The organism is Bifidobacterium sp. WCA-178-WT-4B, assembly GCF_009696495.1.
Classification (GTDB): Bacteria; Actinomycetota; Actinomycetes; order Actinomycetales; family Bifidobacteriaceae; genus Bifidobacterium; species Bifidobacterium infantis.
Window position 1 is genome coordinate 79,837 of the sequence record NZ_VULV01000014.1, and the last position, 7,550, is coordinate 87,386.

Annotated in this window: 3 protein-coding genes; all 3 read left to right on the forward strand. The window is 59.7% G+C overall.

Annotated elements, in window-relative coordinates; all coding sequences use genetic code 11:
* The first annotated feature begins 18 nt into the window (after positions 1-18).
* Positions 19-4,866, forward strand: a complete 4,848-nt coding sequence (locus tag FYJ31_RS10075; RefSeq protein ID WP_154536598.1) for a hypothetical protein — start codon at positions 19-21, stop codon at positions 4,864-4,866.
* A gap of 9 nt (positions 4,867-4,875) precedes the next feature.
* The gene (locus FYJ31_RS10080) at positions 4,876-5,826 is read left to right on the forward strand and encodes a hypothetical protein (RefSeq protein WP_136500201.1); all 951 of its coding nucleotides are present in this window, start codon (positions 4,876-4,878) and stop codon (positions 5,824-5,826) included.
* A gap of 13 nt (positions 5,827-5,839) precedes the next feature.
* On the forward strand, positions 5,840-7,550 hold a 1,711-nt coding region (locus FYJ31_RS10085; protein WP_195839493.1), incomplete at its 3' end, for a fibronectin type III domain-containing protein.

A 7,550-nucleotide genomic window follows, 5' to 3' on the forward strand; every position in this document is an offset into this window, starting at 1 on the left:
CTGAAAAGAGGTTCGCCGATGGCAGTATACGAGGGCGGTGCCGTTGGCATCAGCATCTACCCGGACACCAATGACTTCGGTGCGGAATTGCGCCGCAAGCTCGCACGTTACGCGGACGAAAGTCTCGACATTCCACTGAACGTGGACGTTGATGATGCGAGCTGGACCGCCACGAAACGGCGCATACAGTCCGATGACCTGACCAAGACGGTCGAGATTCGCGGTGACGATAAGACACTGCGGAAAATGGTCGATGGCATCAACGACCGTAAAATCTCTCCGAAGGTTGAACTCGACCAGGCGATGACCAGCCTCCGCAAGCTCGAAAAGGAGCTTGACGGAGTCCGTGGCAACGCGAAACGTATGGGTAAGGCCATCAAGACCGCATCCGACAACGGCTACCGATGGAAGGTGTCTGCCCGGTACGCGAAGCAGTATGGCCAGATTCTTTCCAAGCAGACCGCGTTGGAGAAGAAGTACGGCGCTCAGAGCGAACGGGTTCTGGGCAAGACCCGCAAGAACATTCGTCAGCTTCAGGACGCGATCCTCAAGTTCAAGCCACTCGGGTCGAACGTCGTGGAGATGAACGAAGCGAATCTTGCGATCGCGCGAATCGACCGAGAGATAAAACGGCTGAGGGACAATCCTGACGCGAAGATTCGCATCGACATCGACCGTTACGCGAAGGTCGTTTCCGACCTTGAGAACGTGGCACGCAAGACCGACGAGCTGAACCGCAAGGAAGCCCGCGTCAAGTTCTATACGAACGGCGCCGACAAGCTCAAACGCGAGCTGGATGATCTGCGCCGCCGTTACGTGAACCTGCCCAAGGAGATAGAAACCTCCTACAGGCAGGCCATCGACCGCATGAACACTGCCGGCCATCTCGCCGGACGTGACAAGGATTTCAAATATGTGGCCGACCTTGACCTCGATGTGAGCAAGGCCCGCCGCAAGGCCCGTGATTTCCAGAACGACCACGACAAGCTGGAGATGGACCTCGACCTGAAGTCGGCTGCGGCTTCCGCGCATCTCATGTACCTGACCCGTCCGCGCAGCGTGGAAATCTACGCGAAGCTGCACGCCACGGACATGGGCAAGCTTATCGACGGCATGCTCTACGGTGCCACCGGTCTGCGTGGGGTCAACAACCAGTTCCAGCGATTGGTGAATTTGTTCGACACGTTGGACACGAAGGTTCCCGTGCTGGGTGCGGTGGGCACCGTCATCGGCGGATTGTCCGCCGGCGCGGTGAACCTCTCCTCCAGCGTGCTCGGCGTCGCCGCCAGTCTCGGCGCCATGAGCAAGGCGGCTTTCGCGGCTCCAGCCGCCATCACCGGCTTGGGTGCGGCGTTCGTCGTGCTCAAGCATGCGTGGGGCGACAAGGGTGGCACGTTTAGCGACCAGATCGACATCGCGTCCACGAAGCTCGCTGGTTTCGGCGACGCGATGGACGAGGCGTTCTACGAGAAGGCACGCCCCGCCATCAGAAGCCTGATGGACGATGTGAGCGGCACGCTTATCCCCGGCATGACCGGCGTCGCTTCCAGCGAGGGCAAGGTGGTCGAGGGGCTGGCGGACATCATCCGCGAGTCCGACAAGGCCGGCGAGCTTTCCACGATCTTCTCCCGCACCTCCGAGGCCGTGGACAATCTCAATCCGGGATTGCAGAGCGTGGTGAAGTCGTTCCTCCGCTTGGGTGACGGCACCAGCCAGTACCTGCCGCGCGCCGCCTCCTATTTCAGCGACATGACCTCGAAGTTCGCCGACTGGGTGGATAAGACCCGATCCACCGGCGAGATCGTCGCGTCGATGAAGCAGGTGGTCGAACAGGCCGGATACCTGAAGGACTCGTTCAAGGGCGTGTGGGGCATCGCCACGGGCCTGTACTCCGCTTTAGCGGAAAGCCAGAACGGTCTCGAGGGTTTCAGCACGGTTGTAGGCAAGGCCGACCGTGCGGTGAACTCCGCCAAATTCCAGACCACGTTCAAGACGTGGGCCAAGGGCGCGGAGGCCGCGAAGGACGAGATGCGCAACGCCTTCTCGGATATCGGTTCCGCGGCCTACGAGCTGCGTGACACCACTGCGGGAATGTTCACCGATGCGGGCAATACGATCAGCTCGTTCACCCGTAACGCGAGCCGTCTTCTGAAGAACTCGAAGGATGGTATCAGCGGCTTCTCGTCGGGAGTGTCCGAAGGCTTCCAGAAGGTGTTCGACGCGGTTGGCGACGCGAGTCCCGCGTTCAACCAGTTGCTGAAGACCGTGGGCCAGCTGTCCAAAACGTTCGGCGGTACCCTTGCCGCCACGTTGAAGGCCAGCGCGCCGCTCATCACCACGGTCGCCAAAGCCGCCGAGGCCACCGCCAATGCGTTCAGCAGGCTGCCCGAACCGATTCAGGCCGCGATAGGCCTGTACGCCACGTTCGGCAAGGCGGGCATGACCGCTTGGAACACGGTGAAGACCGGTCTGGTCGAGAACACGCTGCGCATGGTCGAATACCAGAAGGCGTTGAACGGGCTCGGCGTGACCACCAAGACCGCCGGCGCGAGCATGAAGGATGCGGTCAGCGGTTTCATCGCCGCCAACCCGGCCTTGAATGGCATAGCCGACAGCGTGAGGAACGCAAACGGCGTGCTAGGAAAGACCGGTGCTTTGGCCAAAGGTGTCGGCAGCGCCGTGCTGGGCGCGTTCGGCGGGCCGGTCGGAGCCGCCGTGACCGCTGGCGTGGCCGTGGTGGCTGCCGCCTACTCGGAGTATGTGAAAACCGCTCAGGCCAATGAGCAGGCGTCCGAGAACATTCGCACCGCGTTGGAGAAGGTACCGGATTCCGCTCAGTCCGCAGCCGAGGGAATCACCGAGGTTGGCAAGGCCATCAAGGAGAATTTCGACAACACGGATTATTCCGGCACGAAGTTCGACTGGTGGTCGGATATGACCACGGGTTTTGATTCGGTGAGCGACGCGGCCAAGAAGCTCGGTCTCAACGTCAGCGATCTCACCAAGTCCGTTACCGGTTCGCAGGCCGAATACCAGGCGACACTTGACCGGCTCGATGCGACGATTGAGAAATACAATGTCAACGTCGGTCATGGCATAGGCAAGAACGCCGATCTGGCGAGGGCCGCGCAGAAGGTGAAAACCGCGCTTGAGGATCAGCGCAACGAGTACATAGCCAATTCCGAGGCCATTGCCCAAGCGAACGGGTATGCGGAGGGTTATGCCACGAAGCTCATCAAGCTTGGTGAGGATTCCGATTCGGTGTCCATCGCCATTTCCACTCAGGCCGAACGTACTCAGATGCTGGCCAAGGCTCAGCAGACTGCTGCGGATTGGGCAGAACGTCAACGCACAGCTCAGCAGAATGCGTTGAACGCGGCTTCCGACTACGGTGAAACGTATTCCAATATGGGGGATGCGATAGCCCGCGTCAATCAGTTGGCCGCGCAGAGCGGCCCGGTTTGGGATGCGAACGCTGCTGGCATCCAGGGCGTGACGGGCTCGTTCAACACGATGAGCGAGGCCGGTCGCGAGGCGCAATCCGCGTTGGAGAATCTGGGCAATTCCGGTCATGACCTGTTGAAGAGCATGGTCGAGTCCGGCGCGTCCGCCGACGTGGTGAAAGCCAAGCAGGCGGAATTGGCGAAGCAGTTCCTCGCCACCGCCGACAGCATGGGTATTCCCGCCGATGCCGCGCAACGGTTGCAGCAGATCTATGGTCTGACCCCCGAGGAGGTCACCACCCTGTTCAAAGCCGAAACGGAGCAGACCAAGACCGCTCTCACCCAATATCTGAGCAATCTGCGAGCCATCTTCCCCGGGGACGGTAACACGGCGGTGTTCCAGACCATTCTCGAAGGCATCAACAGTGGTGCCATCACGAGCATGGATCAGGTCAGCTCGAAGATGGACGAGCTACGCAAGAACGTCAGCACCGACGGTTCCGGCAAGTACACGATTGTCCTTGATGCCGATGGCACTCAGGCGATCGTCGCCACCGATATTGTCAAGAAGCATGCCGAACTGTTCAAGGCCGGTTCTGATGGTAATGGTTACACGACCAAGCTGAACGCCGACGATCTGACGAAAGCCACGTTGGATTACGTCGAAGGCAATCTCAACGCCTACGACCAGTTGGCTCCGTCCGCCGACCTGAACGCGAAGGACAATTCAGGCCCGGCAAAGGCCAGCGCCGATGCGAACGCCAGCAACTGGGATGCCCAGCATCCCACCGCGTCGTTCGACGGTGACGCGGCAGGAGCCGCAAACGCCAAGAGGTCGGCCTCAAATCAGGGTTGGCAATGGAACGGAAGCAGCTATAACGCTCAGTTCGGTGCCAGTACGGAAAGCGTGTCCAGCTCCTTCTGGAGCGCCATGCAATCCGGTTGGGAATGGGCGAAGCAGAAGTTCTTTGCCGTGTTCGGCATCAAACGCCAGAACGCCGAGGGCGGCGAGGTAGCTGGTTCGAATGTCACCAAGACGGGCCGTGTGGTCGGTCAGGGCAACAATACGAGCGATTCGGTTCCGTTGAACGCCTACACGGACGTGAGCACCGGCGAATACGTGGTGCGCAAGGCCGCCGTGCAAAGCATGGAAAACCTGTACGGCAGGGGAATCATGGCCGCTATCAACGCGACCGGCAGCATTCCAAGCAAGTACATCGCGGATGCGCGGCGCACCAGCCAGATCACCATGCCCTCCGGAGGGTTGAACGGCGGTTCCAAGTCCGGAGGCTGGTCGATGCCCATCGAAACCAGTTCGGGCGACACGTACAACCAGACGTTCATCTATCCGAGCGTCACACCAATCGAGGTTCAGAAAAACAACAAGCTCGACCAGTACGCGAACCTCGGTCTCTTGCAGTAGGAGGAAACGATGCTCTCCACCATGTCCTACAAACTCAACGGGGTTGTGTTGGATACGGAGAACTGTCTGGTCATCGTGGGCTCCACGCTCATGCCGGGCATCAGCACCCGCAGAACGGTCACTACGGTGCCCGGCGTGAGCGGAACCCTGAATCTGGGTGTTCCGCCCGTGTTCGACGAGCGTGAGATCACGTTGAAAGTGGACGCCTTCACACCGAAAGTGTATGAGGAATCCTCTCGAATCATGCGATTGTGCTCCATGCCTAACCTGACTCTTACGAGGGTGAAGGACGGTGTGGAGCAGTCCACGCGGGTGGAGCTCACCTCGTTGACCGCCGACGATGACAGTTCCCATCCGAATAATCTGGTGTCGTTCACCGCGAAGTTCGCCATGCCGGACATATGGTGGCATGAATCAGAATATTGGGATCGCCCATTGCCATTGAACAAGGACGGTCTCGTGTTCCCGAAACCCGTCACCATCAACAGGTTCTGGACAAGATGGTCGGGAGAAGCGAACAACAGCACCTCACTGTTGGCGGATTTCATCACCATGTGGCGTGGTGAGGCCAACAATTCCAAGAGCCTATTGTTCGAGGGAGGTATCCCCGGCGACGGTTTCTGGGGCGACGCCCCGTTGACCGACATCGTTTTCCGATTCCCCAGCACCGTCACCTCCGTCTCCCTGACCGACCCCACGTCGAACACCGGCATCAGTTGGACGGGTGCTGCGGACAGTGCGAAACCCCTTTACATCAGGCCCGACATCATGCGCGCATGGCGTTCCGACTATGCGAACTCCTGGACTCCGACCGGCACGGACGTTTCCACCGGATTGGATTATCCGGCAGGCGGAATCCTGCAGGTATGGCCTGACATTTACGAACTGTACAGATTGAAGGTCACCGCCACGGGTGCGACGGGAGATGCGCTCATGCATGTGCGTCGCGCATGGTGGTGACGGGAAGACACTTATGAAGAACCTCTCCATCCGTTTGAAGGCGTACAAGCCGAACGGCGACACTCTGGGCCTGCTCCCCCAGCCATCCTCGTTTTCCGCGAGTTTCCTGCACGATGACACGGGCGCTCTCCGCTTGGAGTATTCCCGTAAGGCGTTGAATGGGTCGATTCTCGAACGCAAGCTCGAAACCGGTCTGGAAATCGCGGTCGAAGTGTCCGATGGCGGAAAATGGACGGAACCATTGAACGGTCGTTTCGTACTCATCTCCCGCAGCCGTGACGCTTTGGATTCATCGGATACCGTGACGTTCACCTGCCCCTCCTACGCATGGCTTTTGAACAAGGCCCTTATGCTCGACCTCAATCATCTGGAGGGCGACGGGGATGATAAGGGCAAGCGCGTGTTCAAGAAGGCCACTGCCGGTCTCATCATGCGCACGTTCCTCGATGAGAACAAGACCCGTGGCGGTATTCCCGTCACCTGCGGTTTCGATACCGGCAAGGATTCGGTTGGCACCGTGTGGAAGAGCATCATGACGCTCGCCTACACGCCGGGCATCAGCAGTCTCACCGCGTTGGCGAATCTCGCCAGCAACAAGATCTGCGACTGGGCTTTCGACAAGCGGACATTGAAAATCTGGAACATGGATTCCACGGGATTATGCCGTGACCTGAGCCGTATCTCCGTCCAATTGGCACATGACGTGCTCGAAGCCCCGGAAGAGGAAAGCATTGAGACTTTGGCCTCGCATATTCTCGTGCAGGGCGATAACAACAAGGCCTTCACACGGGATAATCCCGCAGCCCCTTCCCCTTGGGGCAAGTGGGAGACGTATCTTTCCCAGCAGGGTATCAGCAATGACGACACCGCCGCCTTGTACATGCAGTCCACTCTGGATACTGCGGCGCGCGTACACGGACAGTACACGAGGGCGCTGCGTGTCAATGATGCGCCGAGCCTTCCTCTTGTCGATTACCGTCCGGGTGATTGGATCACCGCTCCCACTGTCATGCATGGGGAGAAGGTGCGTGTCCAGCAGGTCACGTTGAGCTTGGAATCCAATCAGTTCAAAGCTTCGGTCGTGTTGAACGACAAGGTTTACGATGCGACCGTCCGTCAGGCGAAACGAGTGCAGGGCATCACCGGTGGCGCCATCAACGGCGGCACCGGTGGTGGCCTGCCCGCTCCGGAAAAAGACCATCGGACGCCGAAGGCCGTGACTGGTCTTGTGGTGCAGACCGACGCCTATATCTCCTCCCGTGGTACGGCTTTGGGTTTGGCTACCCTGCAGTGGGCCGCGGTCTCTCAGGCGACGGATGACACCGCCATCGACATTTCGGGCTACCGCGTGGAGTATCGCAAGAGCACGGCTGGTGCGCCGTGGGTTTCCGGCGGGGTGACGGACGCGCAGCGGTTGACGTTGGGCATCGGCGGTTTGGAATGCGGGCAACGCTATGAGTTCCGCGTGCGCGCGGTTCCCACGTATTCCGACCGGTTGGGTGACTGGTCGAACGTGGTCGTGGCTTTGGTGGCGTCGGACGTGACGCCGCCGAGCATCCCGTCCAAGCCGATACTCACCTCGAAATTGGGTGTGGTGGACGTGCAGTGGGACGGCAGGAACAATGCCGGCGGCGGCATGGAGCTGGACTTCGACCACGTGGAGGTCGGCATTTCCGATTCGAACGGGAATTGGAAATACCGGGATAGCGTGGCGCGTGACGGCT